General features: G+C 69.2%; 28 protein-coding genes, 1 tRNA gene and 1 pseudogene. 14 read left to right on the forward strand and 16 right to left on the reverse strand.

The genetic code is table 11. From position 1 onward, the window contains the following. From ABD747_RS00320 to ABD747_RS00355, 8 genes and pseudogenes are all read right to left on the reverse strand, one after another. A pseudogene (locus tag ABD747_RS00320) lies at nucleotides 1-882 on the reverse strand (hypothetical protein); the annotation flags it as partial. A 99-nt stretch (nucleotides 883-981) separates the two neighbouring features. Then, nucleotides 982-1,896, reverse strand: a complete 915-nt coding sequence (ftsX, locus tag ABD747_RS00325; protein ID WP_344801069.1) for a permease-like cell division protein FtsX — start codon at nucleotides 1,894-1,896, stop codon at nucleotides 982-984. Nucleotides 1,897-1,917: 21 nt separating this feature from the next. Then, on the reverse strand, nucleotides 1,918-2,604 hold the full coding sequence (gene ftsE, locus ABD747_RS00330; RefSeq protein WP_344801070.1) for a cell division ATP-binding protein FtsE: 687 nt from the start codon (nucleotides 2,602-2,604) through the stop codon (nucleotides 1,918-1,920). 166 nt (nucleotides 2,605-2,770) lie between these two features. Next, nucleotides 2,771-3,877, reverse strand: coding sequence for a peptide chain release factor 2 (prfB, locus tag ABD747_RS00335; RefSeq protein WP_344801071.1), 1,107 nt, complete (start codon nucleotides 3,875-3,877; stop codon nucleotides 2,771-2,773). A 19-nt stretch (nucleotides 3,878-3,896) separates the two neighbouring features. Then, nucleotides 3,897-4,292, reverse strand: a complete 396-nt coding sequence (locus tag ABD747_RS00340; RefSeq protein ID WP_344801072.1) for a hypothetical protein — start codon at nucleotides 4,290-4,292, stop codon at nucleotides 3,897-3,899. A gap of 50 nt (nucleotides 4,293-4,342) precedes the next feature. Continuing rightward, nucleotides 4,343-4,663: a hypothetical protein gene (locus tag ABD747_RS00345; RefSeq protein ID WP_344801073.1), complete on the reverse strand. Its 321-nt coding sequence runs from the start codon at nucleotides 4,661-4,663 to the stop codon at nucleotides 4,343-4,345. Between the two features lie 106 nt (nucleotides 4,664-4,769). Continuing rightward, a complete protein-coding gene (locus ABD747_RS00350) occupies nucleotides 4,770-6,023 on the reverse strand; it encodes an RNA polymerase sigma factor (protein WP_344801074.1) in 1,254 nt (417 codons plus the stop codon). Beyond that, nucleotides 6,020-6,379 carry a YciI family protein gene (locus tag ABD747_RS00355; protein WP_344801075.1) on the reverse strand — a complete coding sequence of 120 codons (360 nt, stop codon included), beginning with the start codon at nucleotides 6,377-6,379 and terminating at the stop codon, nucleotides 6,020-6,022. Before ABD747_RS00355 ends, ABD747_RS00350 begins: the two co-directional genes overlap by 4 nt. 115 nt (nucleotides 6,380-6,494) lie before the next feature. Here ABD747_RS00355 and ABD747_RS00360 point away from each other — a divergent pair, with 115 nt between their 5' ends. From ABD747_RS00360 to ABD747_RS00395, 8 genes are all read left to right on the forward strand, one after another. Continuing rightward, nucleotides 6,495-6,971, forward strand: coding sequence for an NUDIX hydrolase (locus ABD747_RS00360; RefSeq protein WP_344801076.1), 477 nt, complete (start codon nucleotides 6,495-6,497; stop codon nucleotides 6,969-6,971). 3 nt (nucleotides 6,972-6,974) lie between these two features. After that, nucleotides 6,975-7,460 (forward strand): VOC family protein, encoded by a 486-nt coding sequence (locus ABD747_RS00365; protein WP_344801077.1) that lies wholly within the window; start codon nucleotides 6,975-6,977, stop codon nucleotides 7,458-7,460. A gap of 96 nt (nucleotides 7,461-7,556) precedes the next feature. Then, nucleotides 7,557-8,120: a Chromate resistance protein ChrB gene (locus ABD747_RS00370; protein ID WP_344801078.1), complete on the forward strand. Its 564-nt coding sequence runs from the start codon at nucleotides 7,557-7,559 to the stop codon at nucleotides 8,118-8,120. Further along, entirely contained in the window at nucleotides 8,120-8,692 is a 573-nt protein-coding gene (locus tag ABD747_RS00375; RefSeq protein WP_344801079.1) for a DUF2127 domain-containing protein, read from the forward strand. The genes ABD747_RS00370 and ABD747_RS00375 overlap by 1 nt, the downstream gene beginning before the upstream one ends. Beyond that, complete coding sequence (locus ABD747_RS00380) at nucleotides 8,689-9,948, forward strand: MFS transporter (RefSeq protein WP_344801080.1); 1,260 nt, start codon at nucleotides 8,689-8,691, stop codon at nucleotides 9,946-9,948. The genes ABD747_RS00375 and ABD747_RS00380 overlap by 4 nt, the downstream gene beginning before the upstream one ends. A gap of 14 nt (nucleotides 9,949-9,962) precedes the next feature. Beyond that, entirely contained in the window at nucleotides 9,963-10,736 is a 774-nt protein-coding gene (locus tag ABD747_RS00385) for an arsenate reductase/protein-tyrosine-phosphatase family protein (RefSeq protein WP_344801081.1), read from the forward strand. Beyond that, nucleotides 10,733-11,116: a VOC family protein gene (locus ABD747_RS00390; RefSeq protein WP_344801082.1), complete on the forward strand. Its 384-nt coding sequence runs from the start codon at nucleotides 10,733-10,735 to the stop codon at nucleotides 11,114-11,116. The genes ABD747_RS00385 and ABD747_RS00390 overlap by 4 nt, the downstream gene beginning before the upstream one ends. Before the next feature lie 157 nt (nucleotides 11,117-11,273). Further along, complete coding sequence (locus ABD747_RS00395) at nucleotides 11,274-12,569, forward strand: APC family permease (protein WP_344801083.1); 1,296 nt, start codon at nucleotides 11,274-11,276, stop codon at nucleotides 12,567-12,569. A 217-nt stretch (nucleotides 12,570-12,786) separates the two neighbouring features. Here ABD747_RS00395 and ABD747_RS00400 read toward each other — a convergent pair whose 3' ends face one another. Continuing rightward, entirely contained in the window at nucleotides 12,787-13,659 is an 873-nt protein-coding gene (locus ABD747_RS00400; RefSeq protein WP_344801084.1) for a serine hydrolase domain-containing protein, read from the reverse strand. 324 nt (nucleotides 13,660-13,983) lie between these two features. Between ABD747_RS00400 and ABD747_RS00405 the strand changes: the two genes are divergently transcribed. After that, entirely contained in the window at nucleotides 13,984-15,498 is a 1,515-nt protein-coding gene (locus tag ABD747_RS00405) for a hypothetical protein (RefSeq protein ID WP_344801085.1), read from the forward strand. 9 nt (nucleotides 15,499-15,507) lie between these two features. Continuing rightward, a complete protein-coding gene (locus tag ABD747_RS00410) occupies nucleotides 15,508-15,921 on the forward strand; it encodes a 2-C-methyl-D-erythritol 2,4-cyclodiphosphate synthase (RefSeq protein WP_344801086.1) in 414 nt (137 codons plus the stop codon). Nucleotides 15,922-16,392: 471 nt separating this feature from the next. Here ABD747_RS00410 and ABD747_RS00415 read toward each other — a convergent pair. The 4 genes from ABD747_RS00415 to ABD747_RS00430 form a co-directional block, all read right to left on the reverse strand. Further along, nucleotides 16,393-16,466: transfer RNA gene (locus tag ABD747_RS00415), tRNA-Val, on the reverse strand. 15 nt (nucleotides 16,467-16,481) lie between these two features. Beyond that, on the reverse strand, nucleotides 16,482-16,937 hold the full coding sequence (locus ABD747_RS00420) for a redoxin domain-containing protein (protein ID WP_344801087.1): 456 nt from the start codon (nucleotides 16,935-16,937) through the stop codon (nucleotides 16,482-16,484). An 8-nt stretch (nucleotides 16,938-16,945) separates the two neighbouring features. Next, nucleotides 16,946-17,371, reverse strand: a complete 426-nt coding sequence (locus tag ABD747_RS00425; RefSeq protein ID WP_344801088.1) for a DUF3052 family protein — start codon at nucleotides 17,369-17,371, stop codon at nucleotides 16,946-16,948. A 55-nt stretch (nucleotides 17,372-17,426) separates the two neighbouring features. Then, nucleotides 17,427-18,185 (reverse strand): inositol monophosphatase family protein, encoded by a 759-nt coding sequence (locus ABD747_RS00430; protein WP_344801089.1) that lies wholly within the window; start codon nucleotides 18,183-18,185, stop codon nucleotides 17,427-17,429. A gap of 90 nt (nucleotides 18,186-18,275) precedes the next feature. On the opposite strand from ABD747_RS00430, the gene ABD747_RS00435 reads away from it, so the two are divergent. Further along, nucleotides 18,276-19,430, forward strand: a complete 1,155-nt coding sequence (locus ABD747_RS00435) for a zinc-binding dehydrogenase (RefSeq protein WP_344801090.1) — start codon at nucleotides 18,276-18,278, stop codon at nucleotides 19,428-19,430. A gap of 71 nt (nucleotides 19,431-19,501) precedes the next feature. Here ABD747_RS00435 and ABD747_RS00440 read toward each other — a convergent pair whose 3' ends face one another. The 3 genes from ABD747_RS00440 to ABD747_RS00450 form a co-directional block, all read right to left on the reverse strand. Beyond that, nucleotides 19,502-20,056 carry a hypothetical protein gene (locus tag ABD747_RS00440; protein WP_344801091.1) on the reverse strand — a complete coding sequence of 185 codons (555 nt, stop codon included), beginning with the start codon at nucleotides 20,054-20,056 and terminating at the stop codon, nucleotides 19,502-19,504. 294 nt (nucleotides 20,057-20,350) lie between these two features. Next, nucleotides 20,351-21,364 (reverse strand): PHP domain-containing protein, encoded by a 1,014-nt coding sequence (locus ABD747_RS00445; protein WP_344801092.1) that lies wholly within the window; start codon nucleotides 21,362-21,364, stop codon nucleotides 20,351-20,353. Nucleotides 21,365-21,395: 31 nt separating this feature from the next. Further along, on the reverse strand, nucleotides 21,396-22,367 hold the full coding sequence (locus ABD747_RS00450; RefSeq protein WP_344801093.1) for a pirin family protein: 972 nt from the start codon (nucleotides 22,365-22,367) through the stop codon (nucleotides 21,396-21,398). A 137-nt stretch (nucleotides 22,368-22,504) separates the two neighbouring features. Between ABD747_RS00450 and ABD747_RS00455 the strand changes: the two genes are divergently transcribed. The 3 genes from ABD747_RS00455 to ABD747_RS00465 all read left to right on the forward strand — a co-directional run bounded on the left by ABD747_RS00455 (nucleotide 22,505) and on the right by ABD747_RS00465 (nucleotide 25,066). Then, nucleotides 22,505-23,674: a PucR family transcriptional regulator gene (locus tag ABD747_RS00455; protein ID WP_425562456.1), complete on the forward strand. Its 1,170-nt coding sequence runs from the start codon at nucleotides 22,505-22,507 to the stop codon at nucleotides 23,672-23,674. Between the two features lie 112 nt (nucleotides 23,675-23,786). After that, complete coding sequence (locus tag ABD747_RS00460; RefSeq protein WP_344801095.1) at nucleotides 23,787-24,713, forward strand: ACP S-malonyltransferase; 927 nt, start codon at nucleotides 23,787-23,789, stop codon at nucleotides 24,711-24,713. A 107-nt stretch (nucleotides 24,714-24,820) separates the two neighbouring features. Further along, nucleotides 24,821-25,066, forward strand: coding sequence for an acyl carrier protein (locus ABD747_RS00465; protein WP_344801096.1), 246 nt, complete (start codon nucleotides 24,821-24,823; stop codon nucleotides 25,064-25,066). The last annotated feature ends 8 nt before the right edge of the window (nucleotides 25,067-25,074 follow it).

Genomic DNA, 25,074 nt, shown 5'->3' on the forward strand with positions numbered 1-25,074 from the left:
CTCCGCGGCGGCCTTGCGCGCGGCGGCGGCCTTGGCCTTGGCGATCCGGATGGCGATCCGCCGCTCGACCGACGCCCGCTCCTTGACCAGACCCGCATAGCGGGCCCTGTCGTTGGCGACCTCGGTGGCCGCGGCCCGCTGGTCGGCCTGCTGCTGGACCAGCAGTCCCGCCACGGCGGCTTCCTGGGCGGCGGCACGCGCCTGCAGGGTCCTCTTCAGGACGAGGTTGTCCGCGGCTGCCTTCCGGTCGGCGGCGACTTGGGCCTCCAGCTTGGCCTGCTTCGCCCGCTTGGTCTCGAGCTCGGCCTTCAGCGTCTTCAGCCGGTCCAGCTCGGCCGCGGCGTTGTCGAACAGCGTGGTGGACCACTGCATCCGGGTGGCCACGTCCGCCGTCGAGTCGTCCACCAGCATCGCGATCGGGAGCAGGTTGGTCTGCTGCTGGTACTGGTAGCGCACCACGTCGGTGGCCGTTCGCTGCTGGGCGTCCAGCAAGCGCTGGCCCTCCGCGACCGCGGCCCTCGCCTTGTCGAGATCCAGTTTCGCCTGCTTCAGCTTGGCCGCCATGGCAACGTCGCGCGCCTTCGCGGCAGCCAGCTCGCGCTCGGTCTGCGCCAGCGCCGCCTGCGCCTCGGCGAGCCGGGCCCCGGTCGACTGGACGGCGGCGGTCGCCGAGGCAAGGGCCGCGTTGGAGTCGTCGAGGTCGTTCTGGGTCTGCGCGATCTGGGCCTTGACCCGGTCCCGCTGATCGGTCAGCCCGTCGGCCGAGGCCGGCACTGCCAGGGTCACCGAGACCGCCGAGGCCACGACGACCGCCAACAGCGCACGCCGCACCAGTCCGGGGGGCGAGGTGTTCGCGAGTCCGGGGGGAAGTTCCGGAGTCACAGCTCTCCTCAGGTCGTCGTCGAAGGGCATCTGCCTCGCTGACGACGACCCGGCGTGTCGCCGGGGGGTAAAGCTATGGTTGAGCTATAGCCTTCCTACTCAAACCCTCAGGTACTTCCGGGTCGTGATCAGCGTCGGAATTATGGACAGAAGCAATCCGACGGCCGCAACCCCTGCCATGGCGATCAGGGTCTGATTCCACCCAATCCAGGCTATAGTCTGAATCGAGACTTGAGCTTTGCGCTTGATGACGAAGTAAACGCCTGATGCCAATGTGACACATGCGAGAGTGATTCCGATCAGCGCGGAAAACATCGCTTCAAAAAGGAACGGCAACGTGATATAGAGGTTGCTCGCTCCGACCAGTCGCATGATGCCGATCTCTCGCCGGCGGGCGAAGGCCGCCAGCCGGATGGTGTTGCCGATCTGCAGCGCGGCGGCGAACAGCAGCAGCGCCGAGGCCACGATGGTCGCCCACTGAAGCAGGTTCAACCAGCTGAAGAACGGGTCCAGCAACTTGCGCAGGTCCTGGATGTTCTGCACGCCCTTCAGCCCGGCGACGGCGCTGACCACGCCCTGATACTGCTCCGGGTTGCGCAGCTTGACCCGGAACGACTCCTGCATCTGATCCTCGGTCAAGCTGCTGGCGATCGGGTTGCCCTCGTACGCCTTGAGGAACTCCTGGTAGGCCTCGGCCTTGGTCTCGAAGTAGACCCCACCCGGCGCGACCTCCGGGTTGGATTCCAGCGTCTGCCGGATCAGGTCCTTCTGCGCCTGGGTCACGTCCTGGCCCGGCTCGCAGTTGTCGCCGCGGATGTCCGGGGTGCACAAGAAGACCGAAATCTCGATCTTCTCGTACCAGTTGCCCTTCATCACGTCGACCTGCTGGTTGGCCAGCAGACCGGCGCCGAAGAGGGACAGCGAGACCCACATCGTCATGATGACGGCGAGCGTCATGGTCAGGTTCTGCCGCAGACCGCTGGCGGTCTCGGAGAAGATATGGCGGAAGCGCATGTGCTGTCGTCCTCTAGTCGATCACTGGTAGCCGTAGACGCCGCGGCTCTGGTCGCGGACCACGGCACCGTCGTCCAGCTCGATCACGCGCTTGCGCATCTGGTCGACGATGGTCGAGTCGTGGGTCGCCATCAGCACGGTGGTGCTGGAGCGGTTGATCCGGTCCAGCAGCTTCATGATCCCGACGCTGGTCGCGGGATCGAGGTTGCCGGTCGGCTCGTCGGCGATCAGGATCATCGGCCGGTTGACGAAGGCCCGGGCGATCGCGACCCGCTGCTGCTCACCGCCGGACAGCTCCTCCGGCAGCCGGTTGCCCTTGCCCTTCAGCCCGACCAGCTCCAGCACCTCGGGCACGACCCGCTTGATGGTCGAGCGCGGCTTGCCGATCACCTGGAGGGCGAAGGCGACGTTGTCGGTGACCGTCTTGTTGGGCAGCAGCCGGAAGTCCTGGAAGACGGTGCCGATCTGGCGGCGCATGGCCGGGACCTTCCAGCTGTGCAGTTTGTTCAGTTCCCGTCCGGCGACGAAGACGCGCCCCTTGGTGGCCCGCTGTTCGCGCAGGATCAGCCGGAGAAAGGTCGACTTGCCGGAGCCCGACGCCCCGACCAGGAAGACGAACTCCCCCTTCTCGATCTCGACGTCGACATCGGACAGCGCCGCCCGGCGCTGCCCGTCGTAGACCTTTGTCACGCCTTCGAATCGGATCACGTGCTGCCTCGTCTCGACATCTGGTTCAGGCCGCGGCCGGCGCGCCGCACGCGCTCAGCACGCGTACCACCGCCCGCAGACCACCGTCGAGTGTAGGTGAGCCGCTCGTGATCCCTGGGATTTCACGCCGACGGACGGCGCTCGGGCTCGAGTGTCCCGACAGAGCTCAGACCTTCTCGCTGGTCTTGCGCCACCGGATGCCCGAGTCGATGAAGCCGTCGATCTCGCCGTCGAAGACCGCGTCCGGGCTCGACGTCTCGAACTCGGTGCGCAGGTCCTTCACCATCTGGTACGGGTGCAGGACGTAGGACCGCATCTGCGATCCCCAGCTGTTGCCGTCGGTCTTGAGTGCGTTCATCTCCGCCTCGCGCTCCTGGCGGGCGCGCTCCAGCAGCCGCGACTGCAGCACCCGGAGAGCGGCGGCCTTGTTCTGCAGCTGGGACTTCTCGTTCTGGCAGGACACCACGATGCCGGTCGGCAGATGGGTGATCCGGACCGCGGAGTCGGTGGTGTTGACGCTCTGGCCACCGGGCCCGGACGAGCGGAAGACGTCGATCCGCAGATCGGCCTCCGGGATCTCGATGTGGTCGGTCTCCTCCGTCACCGGCAGCACCTCGACACCGGCGAACGACGTCTGCCGGCGGCCCTGGTTGTCGAAGGGGGAGATCCGGACCAGCCGGTGGGTGCCTTGCTCGACCGACAAGGTGCCGTACGCGTACGGCGCCTTCACCTGGAACGTCGCCGACTTGATCCCCGCCTCCTCGGCGTAGGACGTGTCGTAGACCTCGGTCGAATAGCCGTGCCGCTCGGCCCAGCGCAGATACATCCGGAGCAGCATCGCGGCGAAGTCGGCCGCGTCCACCCCGCCGGCCTCGGACCGGATCGTCACCATCGCCTCGCGCGGGTCGTACTCCCCCGCCAGCAGAGTGCGGACCTCCAGCGCCTCGACGGCGGACTCCAGCGCGTGCAGCTCGGTGTCGGCCTCGGCCAGGCTGGCGGCGTCGCCCTCCTCCTGGGCGAGCTCGACCAGCACGCCCAGGTCGTCCAGCCGGGACCGCAGCGAGGTAACCCGATCGATGTCGGCTTGGACGGCCGACAGCCGGGAGGTGACCCGCTGGGCGTTCTCCGGGTCGTCCCACAGGTCGGGCGCGGCGACCTCGCTCTCGAGCTGGGTCACCTCGGCTCGGAGCCGGTCGGGGTCGATGACGGCCTCGATGGCGCTCAGGACCTTGTCCAGCGAGGTCAGCGCAACAGCGAAGTCAGAGGTAGCCATGGTTCCCGAGTCTATTGAGTCAGCGAGTGGATTCGGCGTCCTCGCCGGTCAGCTCCTCGATGTGTACGAACCGCGACTCGGTCTGCGGGCGCGCAGCCGGCCAGTCGCTCACCCAGATCACCGCGAACGCGGCCAGCGACAGGGCCAGCGCGATCACCGGGCCGATGGTGAACAACCAGACGGCGACCAGTCCGACCACGCAGCAGCCGAACACGGCCAAGGCCCGCACCGGGGTCAGCCGGCCGTGCTGGGCGCGATAAGTGACGTAGACGACCCAGGGCAGCATGGCGGCGAGCACGAAGCCGAGTCCGAACGCGCCCGGCCCGAAGGCCCCGAGGATCAGCCGGAGCATCGCGATCAGCCCGACCAGACCGGTGAGGATGCCGAGCCCCGCGGCGACCATTCGATTGACCATCTGTACTCCGCCTCGCCAACTCCCGGCGCACCTCGCTGCGACGCCGCGGCCTAACCGTAGCCCAGGAAGACCTGAAGAGCGCGGACCCGCTCCCAGTCGTCGACGAACCCGTCGGGTCCGCCCAGGTCCGGCATGTCGTCGTCGCTGTTCACGACGTACTCGATGGTGCGGATGATCTCGCGCTGCTCGTTGGCGCTGAACTCGTCCCAGCGCGCCAGCAGCCGGGACAACTCGGCATGAATCATGAACGCACCGCTCACGTCCACGTCCGCGCCGGCGTGTAGCGCACCCAGCACCATCGATCGGTGGGCCGACAGCAGGTCCCGCAGGATCGCGACCTCGTCGACGTCGAGCTGAACCGGTTCCGCCATCAGCCGAGCCTAGTCCGACACTCTGACGCCAGCCTGAGAACTCACACCCCATCCGGCGCGGGCAGGTCTCGATCTGGACACGACGCGGTGCCCGCGACTCGGTCGGTCAGTGCCGGCCCAGCTGGTCCCGCCGGCGGATGAGGTAGGTGATCTCGCCGCTGTTTCCGGTGAGCGTGATGGCCTTGTCGTACGCCGCCCGGGCGTCGCCGGAGCGGCCGAGCCGGCGGAGCAGATCCGCGCGGGCTGCGTGGTAGGCGTGGTAGCCGTCCAGGTCGAGCCGGTCGATCAGCGCCAGCGCAACCTCGGGTCCGTCGAGCTCGGCGATCGCGACGGCCCGGTTGAGCGCGACGACCGGCGAAGGGTCGAGCCGGACGAGTTGATCGTAGAGGGCGACGACCTGATCCCAGTCGGTGTCGCGCACGTCCCGGGCAGACGTGTGCACGGCGTTGATCGCGGCGAGGATCTGGTAGCGGCCGGGGGGTCCGCCGCCTGCGGCGACGGCGGCCAACCGCGCGCGCACGAGCGCGTGTCCCTCCGCGATCTCGGCCGCGTTCCAGCCGCCCCGGTCCTGCTCGCCGAGCGGGACCAGTTCGCCCCAGGCCGACACCCGGGCCGCCCGCCGGGCGTCGGTGAGCAGCATCAGCGCCAACAGCCCGGTCACCTCACCGTCGGCGGGCAGCAGGTCGTGCAGCAGCCGGGCGAGCCGGATCGCCTCGCTCGTGAGCTCGGTGCGGACGGGCTCTTGCTGCGGGTCCGAGGCGAGGTAGCCCTCGTTGAAGACGAGGAAGAGCACCGCCAGCACTCCGGTGACGCGGACCTGCAGATCGCCGCCGGACGGCACGCGGTACGGGATCTTCGCGGCCGCGATCTTCGCCTTGGCTCGGGTGATCCGCCGGCCGACTGTGGCCTCCGGCACCAGGAACGCGTGAGCGATCTCGGCCACCGTCAGCCCGCCGACCAGGCGCAGGGTAAGCGCGATCCGGGCCTCCATCGACAGTGCCGGATGGCAGCAGACGATGATCAGCCGGAGCCGATCGTCCTCGATCGCATCGTCGTCCGGTGAATCCGGCGGAACGGCGTCGGCGTCGTCGTACAGCATCCGAGCCTGCTTCTGCTTGGCGTCCCGGCGTGACTCGCGGCGGAGCCGGTCGATGGCACGCCGGTTGGCGGTGGTCGTGATCCAGCCCGCCGGATTGGGCGGCACGCCGTCGGCCGGCCAGCGCTCGACGGCCAGCGCGAACGCCTCGGCGGCCATCTCCTCGGCGAGGTCCAAATCGCCGAAGCGCCTGGTGAGTCCCGCAACCACCCGGGCCCACTCCTCGCGGTGAACCCGAGTGATCGTGTCGTCGACCAGGCTCACGGCGTTCCGAAGGGACGGACCTCGACGGTGCCCCGGCAGGCCTTCGACCCCTCCGCGGCCAGCTTCAGCGCGACGTCGAGGTCGGGCGCCTCGATGATCCAGAAGCCGGCGAGATACTCCTTCGACTCCAGGTACGGGCCGTCGGTCAGCACCGGCGCGGCGCCCTGACCGTCGACCACGGTGGCGCTCGCGACCGGCGCCAACCCGTCGGCGAACACCCAGTAGCCCTGCTCCCGCAGCCGGTCGTTGAAGGCGCCGGTCTCGGCCATCGCCTCCGTCATCGCCTGCTCCGACGGGTATCCGGCGTGCTCGGCGTACTCGGCCGGTCCGAACACCGACATCATGTACTGCGTCATCGTGTCTCCTAGGGTTTGGTGGCGCCCGTTCGGCTGCCTCTCAACACTGCTACGAACGCGACGGTGCCGATCGGACACCTCCGGCTCGAAAAGTTTTGCAGCGAGAGGATGCAGCGTGCAGGAGACGATCACGGTGAAGGCGTACGCGGTGCTGCTGAACGAGTCTCGGAGCCGGCACGTGGTCTGGCGCGGCACCGACCCGACCAAGCGACCGACCGACTTCCACCGGATGCTCGGCGGGCATGTCGAGTTCGGCGAGCGGGCCCGTGATGCCGTCGTCCGGGAGATCGCCGAGGAACTCGGCACCGAGTTGTCCGAGGTCAGCCCGATCGGTGTGCTGGAGAGCATCTTTCGTTTCGCCGGCCGGCCCGGTCACGAGGTCGTGTTCCTGTACGCCGCCACCATCGCCGACGGGGTGGTTCCCGACGTCGGTGGCTGGTTCGACGACGGCGGCCCGATCCGGGTCGAGTGGCGGGCGGTCCGCACCGACACTGACATCCCGCTGTACCCGGACGGCGCGCAGCGGCTGATCGCGGAGTGGATCGGGACCGGCGCCGACGGTGGCACGCGACGCCCGTACATCGGAGAATGACCCATGGTCACCTTCGCCGGCGTTGCTCATGTTGCGTTCACCGTCACCGACCTCGACGTCAGCCAGCGCTTCTATGCCGAGGTGCTGGACTTCGTCCCGGTGATGGACGTGGGATACGGGCGGATCCTGATGCACCCCGGCACCGGTTTCGGCCTGGCGCTGCTGCGGCACGAGGGCGCGCACGGTGGCAGGTTCACCGAGCTCACCACGGGTGTCGACCACCTCGGCTTCGTCGCCTCGTCCCGGGAGGAGCTCGAGCAGTGGGAGCGCCGGTTCGACGAGCACGGTGTGACCTACACACCGATCCGCGACATGGAACTGGGGTCGCACCTCAACTTCCGCGATCCCGACAACATCGCCCTGGAGCTCACCGTCCCGAACGAGTTGATGATCACCGCGCAGCAGGCGCTGGCGTCCGGTCAGGCCGGTCCGGCGGAGATCGCCGCGTTCGTCGCAGAGAACCTCGACCCCGCGCTCGTGCCTCGCTGAGTGTCGACGGGCGCCGAGCCGTCTCCGCACGACCCGGCGCGAGCCAGTGATGTTCACCACCGATCGGCCGTGTTGTTACGGATGTAACATCACGGAGTGAACATCGATGACGAGCAGATGGCGCGCCGTTGGCTCGTGCTGCTGACCCGGATGCCGGCCGAGCCCGCGCGGCACCGGATGGCGCTCTGGCGTGAGCTGCGCCGTTCCGGCGCCTTGTTGCTCGGGCCGTCGGCGTGGGCAATACCGGACATTCCGGCCGCCGACGACGTGATCCAGCGCGCCAACCAGCTCGCCGAAGCGGCCGGCGGCACGTTGCTGGCGCTCTCCGCGAGCGGCTACGCGGCCGCCGACGCGGATCGGCTGGAGAACCTCTACACCGAGGCCCGGAACGAGGAGTGGACCGAGTTCCTAGCCGACTGCGGCAAGTATCTTGCCGAGCTGGCGAAGGAGGAGGCGGCCGGCAAATACACCTTGGCCGAGCTCGAAGAGGAGGAGCAGAGCCTGGACCGGCTGCGCCGCTGGTATCGCGAGCTCCGCAGCCGAGACCTGCTGGGTGCCGCCGCGGTGACCACGGCGACCACCCAGCTGAAGGTCTGCCAGGAGCAGTTCGAGACGTACGCCGAGCACGTCTACACCGCGCTGAACGGCGGCAGTGCCTGATGGCTCCTTCTCGCCTGCAAGCTGTCCGTGCGTCGAGATTCAGACCGCACGACTGGCTGGATCGGTTCTTCGAGATCGCGATCATCGCCAAGGGCGTGAACGGCGTCGCCGAGCTGATCGGCGGCCTCCTGCTGCTGTTCGTCTCCCCGAGCCGGATTCAGGCGCTCGCGGGCGCCGTCACCCAAGGCGAGCTCTCCGAGGATCCGCACGACTTCATCGCCACCCACCTGCTGCACACCACCAGCGGGCTCACCGGCGATGCCGTGCTGTTCGGCGCCGTCTACCTGATGATCCACGGGTTGATCAAGATCGTCCTCGTGCTGGCGCTCCTGCTCAACAAGCTGTGGGCCTACCCATGGATGATCGGCGTCCTGATCGTGTTCATCGGCTACCAGCTGTATCGGATTGCGCTGCACCCCACCACCGGCTTGATCGCCTTGACCGCCTTCGACGCGGTCATCCTCGTCCTGACCTGCCGCGAGTACGCCCGTCAGCGCGCGGCCCGAGAGCTCACCGCGGCGGCCGAACCCGACCCGACCGCCGGCAGCCCGTCCCGTACCGACGCGCCGTGACCCTCGCGCGAATTCGGGAGCCGGACGGTCCCTCGAGGTCCGGATGGTCGCCCTGGCGGGCGGTGATCGGGTTCGGTCTGGTCAGCCTCGCCGCCGACATGGTCTACGAGGGCGCCCGCTCGATCACGGGTCCGCTGCTGGCCGGTCTCGGCGCGTCCGCCCTGCTGGTCGGGCTGGTCACCGGGGCCGGTGAGGCACTGGCGCTTCTCCTGCGGCTGGCGTTCGGCACCTGGGCCGACCGCAGCGGCCGCTACTGGACACTCACCCTCACCGGCTACACGCTGACCGCCGTCTGCGTCCCCGCGCTGGCGCTGACCGCGTTCCTGCCGAGCGTCGGGCTGGTCGTCGCTGCGGTCCTCATCCTGGCGGAGCGGACGGGCAAGGCGATCCGGAGCCCTGCCAAGACCGCACTGCTCGCCCGCGCGGCCGGCGGCGTCGGACTCGGTCGCGGGTTCGCCGTCCACAAGGCACTCGACCAGCTCGGCGCCGTCGCCGGACCTCTGCTGGTGGCCGGCGTCCTTGCGACGACGGGGCTCATCTGGCCGTCGATGGCCCTGCTCGCCGTTCCCGGCATTGCCGCCATCGCGATCCTGCTGTGGATCCGGCACCGCACGGCCGACGACGAGCCGGCGGCCATCCCGCCCCGGCCGGCCGCCGCACAGAGTGCCGCTCCGCCCGAACCCGCGGGCCGTGTCTCCGCACTGCCCGGGCGGTTCTGGTTGTTCGCACTGGCGGCGGGTGCCACCACTGCCGGCCTGGTGACCTTCGGGGTGATTTCCTATCACCTCACCCGCGACCAGGTCGTCGCAGTCCCCGTCGTGCCGGTCGTGTACGCGGCGGCCATGGCCGCCGCAGCCCTGGCCGCGCTGGCGACCGGCTGGCTCTACGACAAGATCAAGGGCCGCGTCCTGCTCGGTCTTCCCCTGCTCGTCGCCGCCGTCCCCGCGCTCGCGTTCGCCGATGCCCCGGCCGTCGCTCTCACCGGTGTGGTGCTCTGGGGGGCCGCGATCGGCGTCCAGGACTCCACCGTCAAGGCCCTCGTGGCCGACCTCGTGCCGGCACCGAACCGCGCAACCGCCTACGGGACCTTCGCCGCCGTGCAGGGCGCGACCGCCATCGCCGGCGGAGCCATGGCGGGCGCCCTCTACAACTACTCCGTGCCGCTCCTCGTCGTCGCCGTCGCGGCGACCCAGGTCGTCGCCCTCGCGCTGCTCCTCGCCAGCGTCGAAAATCACGGATCCATCAAGCTGATTTGATGTAAATTGGCCTGGTGCCACTCAGCGCGGCATCGGAGCCTGCCGCATTCGTTCGCCTGGCTGCCCATCCGCTGCGCTGGGCTGTGCTCACCGAACTCGCCAGGAGCGATCTGAGAGTTCGAGAGCTGGTCGCCCGGACCCGTCAACCCCAGAACCTCGTGTCCTACCATCTGCGGCTGCTTCGGGCTGCCGGGCTGGTCGACGCTCGACGCAGCAACGCCGACGCCCGCGACAGCTACTACCACCTCGACCTCGACAGCTGCGCCGACGCGATCCGGTCGAGCGCGTTCGCCATCCATCCCGCACTCCTCGGGTCTCGGACCGGATCGTCCGATCACCCGCGGTTGCCGCGGCTCGACGTCTTGGTCGCGTGCACCGGAAACAGCGCCCAGTCGCCGATCGCCGCGGCACTGCTCCGGCACCGCAGCAACCACGGCCTTGACGTGGTCAGTGCGGGGAGCCATCCGAAACCGCGGCTGCATCCGCTGGCGGTGCGGGCGCTGCACGAGCAGTACGGCATCGACGTTGCCGACCAGCGGCCCCGCGACCTCGACACGCTCGCCGGACATCGGTTCGACTACGTGATCACCGTGTGCGACAAGGTTCGAGAGGTCTGCCCCGACTTCGGCGGCTCATCGGAATACGTGCACTGGAGCGTCCCCGACCCGTGCGCGGCACCGGCCGGTCACCAACCCGAGTACTCCGACTTCGTCCGCACCGCGGCGGACATCGACAGGCGCGTACGCCACCTGCTCGCCACGTTCACCCCGAAGGAGGCCCTGCCGTGACCGAACCCGACAGCTACGCCAGCGTGCGTTATGTCGTCGACGATGTCCAAGCCGCCGTCGAGTTCTACACGACCCAGCTGGGATTCCAACTCCGAACCAACCCAGCTCCGGCGTTCGCCGATGTCGTCCGCGGACCGCTGCGGCTGCTGCTGTCCGGATCGGCCAGCTCGGGCGCTCGCGCGACGCCGACGGATCTCGCCACGCCCGGACGCAATCGCATCCACCTGATCGTCGACGACCTGGACGCCGAGATCGACCGGCTGCGACGGGCCGGCCAGCCGTTCAAGAGTGAGGTCGTCGCCGGTCCCGGCGGGCGTCAGATCCTCCTCGCCGATCCCGCCGGCAACCTGGTCGAGTTGTTCCAGCCGGCTCCGCACTGACGGTCCGGCGTGAACGCAGCTGTGCCCACCGATCTGGTGACGGGCTCGAAGCGGCGACAGGCCGCGCCGCGCGGCACCGGTCCGGGTGTCCACGGAGCGGTCCCATCGGCCGACGACAAGCGCATCGACGATCCCGTAGTGCCATGAGCGTTGCCCCATGAGCAGCGACGATCCGCAGCCACGGCTGGCGCGCCGGCTCGGCACGACCGACGCCGTCCTGCTGGGCCTCGGCTCGATGGTCGGGGCGGGCGTCTATGCCGTGTTCGGTCCCGCGGCACGGGCGGCGGGCAGCGGACTCCTGGTCGGGCTGGTGATCGCCGCACTGATCGCCTTCTGCAACGCCACCGCTTCGGCCCAGCTCGCCGCGGCCTATCCCACCTCGGGCGGCACCTATGTCTACGGTCGGGAACGGCTGGGCCCGTGGTGGGGATTCGTCGCCGGCTGGGGATTCGTGATCGGCAAGACCGCATCCTGCGCCGCCATGGCGCTGACGGTGGCCACCTACGCCCTGCCCGGCCCGTGGTGGGCCCAGCGGCTGCTGGCGGTCGCTGTCGTGATCGGCCTGATGTCCTTGAACTACCGTGGCGTCACCAAGACCGCGGCACTGACGAGACTGCTCGTGGCGGTGAGCCTGGTCGTGCTCACCGCGGTTGTCGGCTCGATCGCGATTCGGCTGTCCGGCCCGGCCCAGGTCGCTTCCGACGGCCTCGACCACTGGGGTGGACTCTACGGAATCCTGCAGGCCGCCGGGTTGCTGTTCTTCGCCTTGGCCGGCTACGCCCGGATCGCCACCATGGGTGAAGAGGTGCGTGAGCCGCGACGCACCATTCCGCGCGCCATCCCGATCGCCCTCTGCATCACCGTCGTGCTCTACCTGGTCGTCGGTCTGGCCGCTCTGGCTGCCGCCGGGCCGGCCCGGCTCGCGTCGGCGACAGCACCTCTGGCCGAGGCGGTCCGGTCCGTCGGGGCCGACGCGCTGGTCCCCGTCGTCCGGATCGGGGCAGCGATCGGCGCGTCCGGCGCGCTGCTGGCGCTGATCGCCGGCGTGGGACGGACGACCCTGGCCATGGCTCGGCACCGCGACCTGCCCGGCTGGCTCGCTGCGGTCCATCCCCGCTATCGGGTCCCGCACCACGCCGAACTCGCGCTCGGAGTCATCGTCAGCGCTCTGGTTCTGGTCTCCGACCTGCGCGGGGTGATCGGCTTCTCGTCCTTCGGCGTCCTGGTGTACTACGCGATCGCGAATGCGGCGGCGTACACCCAGAGCGCGGCGGACCGCCGCTGGCCGCGTGCTCTTCAGATCCTCGGCCTCGGTGGCTGCATCGCCCTGGTGATCACCCTGCCGTGGACGTCACTCCTGGCCGGCTGCCTCATCTTCGCCGCCGGGCTCGCCGGCCGACGGATCGTGATAGCTGGGCGCGTGCGCCACGAGCGGACAGCACCACCCGGATGACGGTCGAGGGTGGAAGCAGAGGGACTCGAACCCCCGGCCGCATGCTTGTGAGGAAGCCCGGATAGTCATTGAGTATCGGCCGGCCGTCGGGGCGGCTCTCGACCACCACCGAACATCGTCGTTCACCAGCAACGTTGTTCACTCGGCTGCTGGAAGAAGCCCCCGGGTCGCACGGTGGACTCAGCGGGGATGGGCAATGAGCGAGGAGTGCCGAGTCCTACCTCTCCGTTTTGGCTCGCCGGTTCGGCATCACCGCAGTGCGCGGATGATCACATCGTTGACCAGCGGGGCAACGAGTTCGGTGTCCATGTCGTACTTGGTGTTGGACGCGGACAGCACGACGATGACCGTGCGTCGCGCTGGAACGACGACGATGCGCTGGCCGCGGGCGCCCACCGCTGCGAACGTCGGGAGTTTCCCACTCGGTGTCCCGCCACCAGAACAGACCGTAGTCTCCGGCTGTCTCGCCGGGGGCGGTCGCCTGTCGAACCCAATCCTCGGGCAGGACGCGGCGGCCGTGCCAGATCCCGTCGTCGAGGTACAGCTGTCCGATCTTGGCCATGTCCTCCGCGGTCAGGCGCAGCCCGAAGCCGACCAGTGCCAGGTTGCCGACCTGTGACCATCCGAAGCCCGATCGCTCGAACCCCGTGCCGTTAGGCAGGCCTTGGTAGGCAGGGCGGGTGAGAATGTCCAGCGGGTCGAACAGCTTGACCCGCGCGTAGTCGAGAACGCTTTGTCCCTTGGTTGCCGGATTGTGCTGAAGGGCGCTGAGCAGGACTGCCGCGGCGAGGTGCGCGCTGATGTCGGAGTAGAGGAAGCGTGTGCCGGCCGCCGTCTGCTGACCGTCGGAGACCGCCCAATCGACGAGGTCGAGGCGGCCATCGATGATCTGCTGCTCTGTCGCGTCGGACATTTCCGGGGCGAACCCGCCGCTCATCGTCAGCAGATCACGCAGGGTAACCGTCGCGACCTGCGGAGTCATCTTTCTGCGGTGTTCGGGCAGGAGCTCGCTAAGCGGTTGGTCCAAGCCCGCGATCAGTCCGTCGGCGATCGCGATTCCGATCAGCGTCGACACCACACTCTTGGTCACCGAGAAGACGTGTGCGTGATCGTCCCGGTGAAGCCGTGCCGGTAGTGGGCGACCTCGGTTCGGCCGTCGACGATCACCAGCACCGCGCGCACGTTGTCCAGAGCCACCGAACCGGAGGTGATGGACGTCTCGATGGCTGACTCCAGGGCGTTGTAAGGGCCCCGTCGGATCCATCGAAGGGCTACCGCTGTTCCCCATGTCGGCTGTCGGCTCCTGCTGTCCTGATTGGTTGGAGATTGGCTGTCAGCCCCGCTGGCCCGATTTGCCTCGCGGCAGCGGATCGAATACCCGTTCCTGCTAGCGGGATATCCGTAGTGTGGCGCCGTGACATGGGAGCGGGTCGTCAGCGGTGCCCGACAGACCGGCGCGGCGTACGTGTTCGTCGTTGTCTTCATCGTGGCCCTGGCGAATCGCCTACTGCCGGTTCTGCGCGGGGCCGGTCTGTCGGGGGTACTTGGCTATGACGATGGCGTGTACTACGCCGGTGCCGTGGGCTTGGTCCACGGGCGGTTGCCTTATCGGGACTTTCTGCTGCTGCATCCGCCAGGTGCTCTGCTCGCTTTGACCCCGATGGCCACAATGGGCAGATGGGCGGGCGAGACGACCGGCTGGGAAGCGTCGCGGCTGGTCTGGATGTTGATGGGCTGTGTTACGAGTCTTGTCGTGGTGGGCATCCTCCTTCCATTGGGGCGACTCGCGGCCGCCCTAGCGGGATTGGTCTATGCAGTTTTCCCTGGTGCCGTTCTGGTGGAACGGACCACTCTCTTGGAAGGGTTGACGAACCTCTGTCTGGCTGTCGCTTTAGCACTTCTGATAGGCGAATTCGCATCGACCTCCCCGGAATGGGAGCCAACCCGCCGCGGGAGGTGGCTGGTTCCACTTGCGGCGGGTGCACTCTTGGGGTTCGCGGCGGCGGTCAAGATCTGGGGGATCGTGCCGTTGGCGGTACTGTGTGTGTTTGCTGTCGTCGGCCTTGGGGCGCGTTACGGCGGCGCTATGGCTCTGGGCGCGCTTGGCGCAATTACAGCCGTTTGCTTGCCGTTCTTCCTGGCTGCGCCGGCCGAGATGTGGCGTATGGTCGTCCTCGACCAGTTCGGTCGAGACCAAGCCCTCGACGTGGTGCAGCGGACAATGCAAATCGTGAGCATGAGTCGCCTCGCCGGTGGCAGTGCCGCGTTTCTCGTCGCAATCGGGGCGCTCATCGGGCTGATCGTCTGCTGCGTGATTGCCTGGAAGGCTAAGCCGTATCGCGTAGTGGTGCCGCTTCTGGCGAGCATGGTTGGGCTCTTGCTGATCTCGCCAATATTCTTCCCGCACTACCTTGGGGCTCTAGCTGTGCCCATAGCCCTACTGACCGGCGTGCTGACCGGAGTCCTCACCGCTTCGCCGAGATGTGTGCGCTGGCGGATTGCGGTCGCAGTAGCTGGTTGCACCGCACTGGCCCTCGACGCTGTTGCCTTGTCTCGCATCCGTTCTGGTGAATCTGTACCGGTGCAGCTCACCGAGGCGGTACAGCCGGCGCCGGGCTGCATAACCTCTGATGATCCGAACAACCTGCTGGCACTCGGTGTCGTGGGCCGAAACGTTACCCGCGGCTGCGTCCTAGTGGTGGACCTCGGGGGCTACTCGCACGATTTGTCCCGTGGGACATCCTTGTCGCGCGGCCGCAACACAGCGTGGCAGCAAGTTGCACTGCAGTACCTTGGGAGCGGCCACTACGCTCTCGCAACGCGTTTCAGCCTTGGCCACGGCTTCAGTGCGTACACGGCGGCCGAAATCGCGAGCTGGCCGTTGCGGCTGCAAGTCGAGGATTACGAGTTGCGTCAACCCCCGGACTGAATCGGCGGTATGGATATTCCGGCCGACGTTGGCTTCGACACCCATTCCGACGGCGACGTCCTCTGTCACGCGCTGCTTGACGCCCTGGCGGGCGCGATTGCCGACGGCGACCTCGGCACGCATTACCGAGAAGACGACCTCGACGCGGAGGATGCCGTAAGTCTCGGCTTCGTCGAGGAGTTCGCGCAGTACCTTGCCGACCGCGGCTACATCGTCGGCAACGTCGACGGCTTCATCACGCTGGGCACCGTGCGACTGCGGCCTCACATTGAGGCAGTGCGAGAGAACCTGGCGAAGGCCCTACGAATGGACCTTGCGGAGGTTTCAGTAAAGGCGCGGTCGATTGACGGCATCGGGCCTGAAGGTGAGGGCACCGCCTGCGGCGCCTGGGTCAGCGTGCTCGGGTATCGCGCGGCTGATTGAGATCGCGCGCCTCCAGCTGCGCACCTGACCGCTGGATCCCAGGGCTGCGTCGTCTCCCACACGGCATCGAAGCTGCGACGGTAGCCGTCGAACCACGTACTACCCTCCAAGCGTCTAGGTGGAGTAATGGGTTTGCAGAGGCAGGCGCGCTCCACATGAGGGCTCGCCAGCTTGACGTCGTCGAAGCGAAACAGTGACGCGTACAACGTCGTTTCGTGGAGCCGAACCCGGCAGCCGGGCGCGTCGACAAGGCTGCGGTAGCAGGTGCGAGCGGCGCGGATCTTGTGCGGCAGGGCACCGCGCAAGCCCTCCTCACGGTCGCGGATAGCGACGGCAACACTCGTCGGATCACCCCAGCCGAGCCGCAGTAGACCAGCACGTACCGCCGCGAGCACTTCGTCGACTCCTGGCGCCGATACTGCCCCGAGAACAGGTCCAGGCACCCTGCCGTCTCAGCCGTCATGCTAGGTGTGGAAGCAGAGGGACTCGAACCCCCGACCACCTGCTTGTAAGGCAGGTGCTCTAACCAACTGAGCTATGCTTCCGCGCGATCGCCTACCCTACAGCGCCGCCAGCGCGGTCAGGTGCGCCTCGATGTCGCGGGGCTCGCCGATCCCGTGCAGCACGGTCCAGCGGACGATGCCGTCCGGGTCGATCGCGAAGGAGCCGCGCAGAGCGGCGCCGGCGGTCTCGTCGAAGACGCCGAAGGACCGGGCGATCGCGCCGTGCGGCCAGTGGTCGGTGAGCAGCTCGAACGGCAGATCCTGGGCGTCGGCGTACGCCCGCAGCGTGAACATGGCATCGCAGGAGACCGCCAGCACCCGCGCACCCGTCGCCGCGATCCGATCGGCGCCGGCCTTCAGATCGGCCAGCTCACCGGTGCAGATGCCGCTGAAGGCCCATGGATAGAAGACGATCAGGGCCGGCCGGCCGCGCAGATCGGCGGCCCGCACCGTCTCACCGTGCTGGTTGCGACTGGTGAAGTCGGGAACGCTCGCCCCTCGGGGGGTGGGCACCGGCTCGGTCAACGGCGCGCGCCGCGGGGCCGGACCAGCTTGGTGGCCGACCAGTCGGCCGAGACCCGCGCCGTCACGGTTTGCGCCAGGCCGGCAGTGACGGCCGCCTCGGCGACATCGGCCGCGTCGACGTACCCCGCACGCCCGACCTTGGGCGCCATCAACCAGATGTAGCCCGAGTCCGCGAGATCGGTCATCGCATCGAACAGGCCGTCGACCAGGTCACCGTCGTCGTCACGCCACCACAGCAGCACGACGTCGACGGCCTCGACTGCCTCCTCGATCAACTCGCCCTCGATGGCGTCCTCGACCGCGATCCGCAGATCGTCGTCGACGTCCTCGTCCCAGCCCAGCTCCTGGACCACCAGGCCCGGCGTCAGGCCGAGCTTGCCGCCGCCCGAACTGGAACTCTCGGGACTTGCCGTGCCGCTCACGCGCTCCCTCCTCGACGAAAAGACTGCCAGAGCTTCTCAGGTTGGGGAACCCCGGTCATCCGGCCTCGATCAGGGCCGTGCTCGCCTCGGCTACCGCCTGGGTGTTGCCCGCGACGTGCCAGCGGTGCCCGCCGGCGTGCACCGTCACCGCCGTTCCCCCGGCGGCCCGGACCAGGGCGGCACCCGGTAGCCAGTCCCAGTCGTTCAGATCGGCCTGGAGGAACAGCCCGAGCCGCCCACCGGCGACGGAGGCCAGGTCGATCGAAGCCGAGCCCATCATCCGGACGGTGGCGGCCCTGGCCACCACGGCCTGCCAGCAGCGCTGCCGCGCTCCGTCGGACAGATGGGCCGGGTGCGCGTAGGTGCAGACCGCGACCGTGCCGAGGGCCCGCTCGGCCAGGGGTGGCACCGGGACGCCGTTGCGGCTGGTCGGCAGGCCCTCGCCGCCGACCCACAGCTCGTCCACGGCCGGGTAGTACACCGCGCCGACCAGCGGCCCATCGGAGTCCGACAGGCCCACCGCCGAGCACCAGTACGGCATGCCGTTCAGGAAGTTGTACGTCCCGTCGACCGGGTCGACTACCCAGCGCCGGTCGTCGCCGGGCCGGCGCGCGCCCTCCTCACCGATCAGCCCGTCGGTCGGTCTTTCCACCGAGAGCCGCGCGGTGATCAACTCCTCGGCGGCGTGATCGGCCGCCGACACCACGTCGGAGATCGACGTCTTGTAGTCGGTTCGTAGCCCCTCGGCGAGCATTCGCTTCGCGAGGAGCCCGGCGTCACGGACCAGTTCGGTGGCCAGGGTGGCGTCGTCCACGAGTCGAGGCTATCGACCGCGCCCCGCGCTCTGAGAGAGTGGGGCCACAAGATCACCCAGCGGACCACCCGGCGGAGAGGGGCCACGGACGTGGCGGAGAGCGTACGCGCGGCGGTGCTGACCGCGCCCGGCCGGTACGAGGTGCAGGAGTTCCCGCGCCCGACGCTGGCCGACGGCGCCCTGCTGATGCAGGTCGAGCTGTCCGGCATCTGCGGAACCGACAAGCACACGTACGCCGGCGAGACCAAGCAGTACGCCGGCACGCCCGCGGAGACCGACACGCCGTTCCCGATCATCCAAGGACACGAGAACGTCGGCATCGTCACCGAGATCACCCCGCGAGCCGCCGAGCGGATCGAGTTCTACGGCCGCCGGCTGAAGGTCGGCGACCGGATCACCCACTGCCCCGACATCGTCTGCGGGCGCTGCTACACCTGCAAGCACGTGTCCGGCTGGGTCTGGTGCGACAACTCCGAGTGCTACGGCAATTCGCTGACCAGCGCAGACCCGCCGCACCTGCTCGGCGGCTGGGCGGAGCAGATGTACCTGCGACCGGACACGTTCGTTTACAAGGTGCCCGACGGGCTGTCGCCGCGGATCGCCGTGCTGGCCGAGCTGATGGCGTGCACGGCCAGCCTGGACAAGCTGAAGGAGTTCAGTTCGTACGCCTTCGAGGGCTTCAACTCCGGCGACACCGTGGTGGTGATCGGCTCCGGTCCGCTCGGGCTGCTGCACGTCGCGAAGGCCGACCTGATGGGGGCCGGGCAGATCATCGCCACCGATCTCTCGTCATATCGGCTGGACTGGGCGAAACGCTGCGGCGCCGACGAGGTGCTCGACGTGACGGCGACGAGCGCCGAGGAGCGGATCGACCGGGTCCGGGCGCTGACCGGAGGCCGTGGCGCGGATGTCGTCCTGCACATGGCGAACACCCCCCGCTCCTTCGTGGAGGGGATCGAGATGCTGAAGCGCGGCGGGATGATGTTGGAGATGGGCAACTTCGCCGACACCGGCGAGACCTCGATCAACGTGCACCGGCATGTCTGCAGCAAGAACATCCGGCTGGTCGGGCTGACCAACCACCCAAGCACCGGGTATGGGCCGGCGCTGCGGTTGCTGGAGCGCTACGCCGACCGGTATCCGTTCGAGGAGATGGTCACCCACACCTACGGCCTGGACGCCGCCGAGCAGGCCATGCGGACCTCGATGAGCCCCGAGAGCATGAAGGTCGCCATCGCCCCCTGAGCCTCCGTCCCGCGCGAGTTGTCAGGTTCTCAGCGAGCTATAGCGCGCTGAGAACCTGACAACTCTCCACGTCAGCGAGTCGAGCCGTCCGGAGCGAGCCCGGGCTCCGCCCGTCGGCGCTGAGCGGACCCGTCCGCCGCCGCGCTCACGCCCGGCGCGAGGTAGTGCATCGTCGCACCCTTGAAACAGGTGCCGCTGGCGAGGGTGACGACGACGTTCACGCCCTCCCCGATGGCCACGGTGTAGCCGCCGGCGACCTTCAGTTCCACCGTGGTGTTGTCGCCGTTGACGCTGTCGCCGGTGGCCAGGATGTGGCTCGCGCCCGTGGCGAAGTCGTGCCGGGACAGCTCGACGTGGACCAGGCCGGGGTTCTGGCCGTCGATCACGTACGCGGTCAGCCCGGTCACCGTCGCACCGGCGGGAATCGGATAGCCGAGCCCCATCGAGCCGCCGCCGGTGAAGCAGCGGGGCGTGCCGGAGCGCACGTTGAACTGGGCGCCGCTGAATCCGAGGTGCTCGACCGGCACCTTCGGACCCGGCACGGGGATGGGGGCGGCCTGGGCCGCGGCGGCACCACCGAGGGACAGGGCGAGCGCCGCAGTGGCGACGGCGAGGCGACGGGGCATCGATGGTTCTCCTTCGGATGGACGATGCCGTCGGTGAGCGCGCGCCCGCCCGCGACGTACGTCATTGCGCAGTTCTGCGTAACGCTCGCTCCAACGCGATCGACTCCGCACCCTCCCCAGCCACTCCACCGCGACTCCGCGCCCCGGAGGGCGACTCCGCACCCCTCGTGCCGGGTGCGCAGTGCACCCGCCGGGTGCGGAGTGGGCGCGGCCGCGCGAGCAAGGAGTGGGACTCGAGGCCATCCGGGCAGCTGGCCCCAGCCGCGAGGCGGGCCCGGCGATGAGGGTCAAGGCTCAGCGCTTGGCGCACCAGGCCAGCAGGCGGTCGACCGGCCAGGTGGTGATGATCCGGTCCGGGTCCAGCCCGAGCTGCTCGGCCCGCTCGCAGCCGTACGCGACGAACTCCAGCTGGCCGGGCGCGTGCGCATCGGTGTCGATCGAGAACAGGCAGCCCATCTCGATCGCCAGCTGCAGCAGCCGCGTCGGCGGGTCGCGCCGCTCGGGCCGGGAGTTGATCTCGACCGCGACGTCGAAGGACCGGCAGGCCTCGAAGACCACCTCGGCGTCGAAGGTCGACTCCGGCCGCAACCCTCGCTCCCCCTCGATCAGCCGGCCCGTGCAATGACCGAGGATGTTCACCCGCGGGTTCGCGATCGCGCCCACCATCCGGTGGGTCATCGTCTCCGAGTCCGAACGGAGCTTGGAGTGCACGCTGGCGACCACCACGTCCAGCTCGCCGAGCAGGGCATCCTCCTGGTCCAGCCCGCCGTCCTCGAGGATGTCGACCTCGATCCCCTGCAGCACCCGGAACGGCGCCATCGCGGAGTTCAGGTCGCCGGTCAGCTCCATCTGCTCGCGCAGCCGATCAGCGGTCAGCCCGCGGGCGACGGTCAGCCGGGGCGAGTGGTCGGTGATCGCGCAGTACGCGTGGCCCAGCCGCTGCGCCGTGAGCATCATCTCCTCCACCGGGCTGCCGCCGTCGGACCAGGTGGAGTGGGTGTGCAGGTCGCCCTTGATCAGCTCGCGGATCGAGCCGCCGCCGACGGCCAGCGGGCTCGCCTCGTCGCGCAGCTTCTGCAGGTATTCCGGTACGTCCCCGGCCATCGCCTGGGTGATCACCGCCGCGGTCTTCGGGCCGATCCCGGTCACCTTCGGCCAGCTGTGTTCGCGCTGGTGCTCCTCGCGCTGCTCCGGCGACATGGCCGCGACGGTGTCCGCCGCCTTGCGGTATGCCTTCACCCGGTGCGTGTCGGAGCGGCTGCGCTCCAGCAGGAAGCCGATCTCGCGCAGCGCCTCGACCGGGTTCATCCGAGTCGCCCTTCGACAGGCTCAGGGCACATCAGCCGGACCGCCGGCGCCGGGGTCGCGGCTTCAGCGGGACGGTCGGCATCGGCGGCGCCTCCATCACCTTCTCGTCGCGGGACACCACCGGCGGGAACCGGTCCGCGCGGCCGGCCCACGCCGAGCGATAGCCGACGATCTCGTCGTGACTGCGCCCGACGAAGTTCCACCACATCACGATCTCCTCGGCGAACGGCTCACCGCCGAGGATCATCACCCGGGCGCCCTCCTGGCTCGTGAGCTCGAGCCGCTCGCGTCCCTGGCCGAGATAGAGCAGCTGGTCGACGCCGGCCTCGCTCGCCCCCGACCGGACCCGGCCGGAGACGACGAACACGCCGTACTCGTAGGTCGGGTCGACGGCCACGGGGATCGCCGCGCCCGGTTCGAGCTCGAGGTCGGCGCCGACCAGCGGGGTGTAGGTGTGCGCCGGCGACCGTACGCCGTCCAGCTCGCCGATCAGCACCTTCCCGCGGGCCCCGTCGAGATCGAGCGAGGGCAGCTCGCGATAGGAGCGGAACAGCGGCTCGGCGTCCCGGTCACCGTCGGGCAGCGCGACCCACAGCTGGACCCCGTGCATCGTCGGCGGCTTGTCGGGCTGGGAGATCTCGGAGTGCACGATGCCGTGGCCGGAGGTCATGATGTGCAGCTCGCCCGGGCGGACCATGACCTGCGAGCCGAGACTGTCGCGGTGCTCGATCTCGCCCTCGATCAGCCAGCTGACCGTCTGCAGACCGGTGTGCGGATGGGCCCAGACCTGCATCCCCGGCGAGTCGCTGACGTCCTCCGGCCCGTAGTGGTCCAGGAAGCACCATGCGCCGATCATCCGCAGGTCGCGGTCCGGGAGCGCCCGAGACACCTCGGTGGTCTTGCCCAGATACACCTTCCGGGCCGTCAGCAGCAGCTCCTCCGGACCGCCGCCCGACGTGCCGGTGCAGACGAGCTCGTCGGGCCTCAGCTCCAGATCACTCACGCCGCGTCCTCCCGCCGTCCACCCACCACTACAGTCAGCCTATGGCCGCGAGCGTGCGTGGGATCAACAAGTCCCTGCTGCCCGCCGCCAAAACTCGCGCCACCATCGCGAAGCGGCTGACCGGCGTCACCGGGGCGATGACGACCGCGACGATCGCCGAGATGGAGGCCCGGTACCGCTGGTTCCGCGACCTCGACGCGGAGCACAGATCGTGGATCACCCTCGTCGCCCAGACCGGGATCGACGGCTTCGTCACGTGGTTCGCGGACCCGGACCCGGCCGCGCCGACCGGCTCGGACGTGTTCGGCTCGGCCCCGCGCGAGCTGGCTCGGCGGATCTCGCTGGCCCAGACGGTCGAGCTGGTGAAGACCACCATCGAGGTGGTCGAGACCCAGATCGACGAGGTGATGCCCAAGGCCGACCGGCCGGTCCTGCACGCCGCGATCGTGCAGTACAGCCGGGAGGTCGCGTTCGCCGCCGCGGAGGTCTATGCCCGGGCCGCCGAGCTGCGCGGCGCCTGGGACGCCCGGCTCGAGGCCCTGGTGGTCGACGCCGTGGTCCGCGGCGACACCGACGAGACCGTGCTGTCGCGCGCGTCCGCACTCGGCTGGCGCTCCCCGGCCGCGATCGTCGTGGTTGTCGGGCGCTCGCCGGAAGGCGACGGCAGCCAGACCCTGGAGGCGATCCGGCACAACGCGGCGATCGGTCGGGTCGACATGCTCGGCTCGATCCAGGGCGACCGGATGATCGTCATCCTGGGCGGCGACGGCCTGCACAGCGAGACCTCCACGCTCGGCCTGGTCGGCTCGCTGGCATCGTTCTTCGGCCCCGGGCCGGTCGTGGTCGGGCCGGTCGTCGCGCACCTGATGGAGGCCGGCGGCTCCACCCGGGAAGCGCTGTCGGGCTACCGCGCGGCGGTGGCCTGGCCCGAGGCGCCCCGGCCGGTCAGCACCCACGACCTGCTCCCGGAGCGAGCGCTGGCGGGCGACGGCCACGCCCGGCGCGCCCTCGCCCGCGAGCTCTACGACCCCCTGCTGGCGGCGGGCGGCGGGCTGCTGGAGACGCTGATCAGCTTTCTCGACCAGGGCTCCTCGGTCGAGGCGGCGGCCCGCGCTTTGTTCGTTCACCCCAACACGGTGCGCTACCGGCTGCGACGCATCCACGAGGTCAGCGGCTACAGTCCGACCGACCCGCGGGACGCGTACGCCCTCCGGCTCGCGCTCACGCTGGGCAGGCTGCTGAGCAAGCCCGAGCCGGCGAAGGCGGCCCCGCGGCCGACACCGATCGACGCCCGCGCGGTGGTGTGACGCGGGCCCGTGAACCTGCTCACCGATTTGTGGGGTTCCCACAAACGACGCCGCCGAAAGTTCGTCGTGTCCATGGAGGACGTACGTCGGTCGGGCACGACATAGTGAACACGTGCTCGCCATCGTCGCGCCCGGTCAGGGTGCACAGACTCCCGGCTTCCTCGCGCCTTGGCTCGCCGAGCCGAGCTTCGCGGACCGGATCGAGTGGCTGTCCGCGGTCGCCGGCCTGGACCTGCGCCGGTACGGCACCGAGGCCGACGCCGACACCATCCGCGATACCGCGGTCGCCCAGCCGTTGCTGGTGGCGGCCGGCCTGCTGGCCGCGCTCGAGCTGCTGCCCGGCGGGCGCGACGACTTCGCCTCCGTCGGCGTGGTCGCCGGTCACTCCGTCGGTGAGATCACCGCGGCGGCCTGCGTCGGCGTGCTGTCTGCGGAGCAGGCGATGGTCCTGGTCCGCGAGCGCGGTCGCGAGATGGCAGCCGCGAGCGCGGCCACTCCGACCTCGATGACCGCCGTCGTCGGCGGCAAGCCGGACGAGGTGCTCGAGGCGATCGAGCGCGCCGGGCTGACCCCCGCGAACAACAACGGCTCGGGCCAGATCGTCGCGGCCGGCACCACGGATCAGCTGGCGGCGCTCGCCGCCGATCCGCCCGCCCGTGCCCGGCTGATCGCGCTGAGCGTGGCCGGTGCGTTCCATACGGTCCACATGCGGCCGGCGGTGGAGCGGCTCGACCAGCTCGCCCGGGCGATCGACACCAACGACCCGACCACCCGGCTGCTGTCGAACGCCGACGGAGCGGTGGTCGGCAACGGACCCGAGGTGCTGGGCCGGATCGTGAACCAGGTGGCGAATCCGGTGCGCTGGGACCTGTGCATGGCGACCATGGCCGACCTCGGCGTGACCGGTCTGCTCGAGCTGCCGCCGGCCGGCACGCTGACCGGCATCGCCAAGCGGAACCTGAAGAATGTCGAGCTGTTCTCGCTCAACACGCCGGACCAGCTGGCCGATGCGCGTGAGTTCGTCCGCGCCCACCCGTAGGGTGCTCTGGTCCGACTCCCCTGTCCCCCGTTCCACCACGTACGCAAGAATCCCGAGAGACGTAGACCCGAAACCAGACGGTCCACCCACCTAGAAGGAGCCATCGCATGGCCACCACCGAAGAGATCCGCGCCGACCTCGCCGAAATCGTCAACGAGGTCGCCGGTGTGCCGGCGGACGACGTCCAGCTGGACAAGTCGTTCGCCGACGACCTCGACGTCGACTCGCTGTCGATGGTCGAGATCATCTACGCCGCCGAGGAGAAGTTCAGCGTGAGCATCCCCGACGAGGAGGCCAAGAACCTGAAGACCGTCGGCGACGCGGTCGCCTACATCGAGCGCGCCGCCTCCTGATCCCGCGG

It is taken from the genome of Microlunatus ginsengisoli (assembly GCF_039537205.1).
Taxonomy (GTDB): Bacteria; Actinomycetota; Actinomycetes; order Propionibacteriales; family Propionibacteriaceae; genus Microlunatus; species Microlunatus ginsengisoli.